The organism is Novosphingobium guangzhouense, assembly GCF_002896965.1.
In the GTDB taxonomy this organism is placed as follows: domain Bacteria; phylum Pseudomonadota; class Alphaproteobacteria; order Sphingomonadales; family Sphingomonadaceae; genus Novosphingobium; species Novosphingobium guangzhouense.
Genome location: NZ_LYMM01000010.1, coordinates 1 through 957, shown reverse-complemented (window position 1 = coordinate 957; position 957 = coordinate 1). Strand labels below are relative to the sequence as shown.

Genomic DNA, 957 nt, shown 5'->3' with positions numbered 1-957 from the left:
AGTGTCTGATTCAAAATTATCGTCGCGGATTTCATGATCTTGCGATGCGTCGGGCAAAGAGCTGGATCGATGCGATGAAGAGCCATGCGGCTGCCGACGCAATGGTTTGTTCGAAGTCCTTGGCGAGCCGCCGGTTCCGGTTCAGCCATGCCAGCGTGCGTTCGACCACCCAGCGTCGGGGCAGCACGTCGAAGCCTTTCGCTGCATCGGACCTCTTGATGATCTCGATGGTCCATTTGCCGAAGCGGCGCAGAGCGTCCTTGAGCTTGTCTCCGGCATAGCCTCCATCAGCGAAAACATGGCGCAGCCAGGGGAAGCGCCGAATGATTTCGGCCAACACCATCGGCGCGCCGTCGCGGTCCTGGATGTCGGCGGTGTGGATCACGGCATGGACGAGATTTCCCTCGGTGTCGGTGAGGACGTGGCGCTTGCGCCCTTTGACCTTCTTGCCCGCGTCATAGCCACGAGGCCCTCCGCTTTCCGTGGTTTTCACGCTTTGGCTGTCGATCACGCCGGCGCTGGGCGAAGCCTCCCGGCCGTGCGCCTCGCGTGCAACCATCAGCAGTGTGTGATTGATCGTCAGCCACAGCCCGTTGTCGCGCCAAAGGTAGAACCAGTGCCGCACGGTCGAAACAGGCGGAAAGCAAGGCGGCAGCATCCGCCAGGGCAAGCCCCCGCGCAGCAAGTATAGGATAGCCTCGACAATGCGCCGCAGCGACCATTTGCGAGGTCGCCCGACATGTGATGCTGGTGGCAGCAATGGTTCCAGAACCGCCCACTCGGCATCAGTCATATCACTTGGCAAAGTCAGCCCGCTTCGCGCATGAAGGGCGCGAGTGGTATCGGTCCACATCGTTGTATCCATGGTAGTTTTTGGCGAAACTCATGAATCAACGACAGGTCAGGCCGTCAAGCTAACCTGCTGATACCACTCAACTTAATTTCCGATCGGGCTCT

The 957-nt window shown here is 59.7% G+C and carries 1 protein-coding gene; it reads right to left on the bottom strand.

Annotated features, from left to right (window positions below):
* Positions 1 to 31: 31 nt before the first annotated feature.
* Positions 32 to 853, bottom strand: a complete 822-nt coding sequence (locus A8V01_RS04160) for an IS5 family transposase (protein ID WP_025290619.1) — start codon at positions 851 to 853, stop codon at positions 32 to 34.
* Positions 854 to 957: the final 104 nt, after the last annotated feature.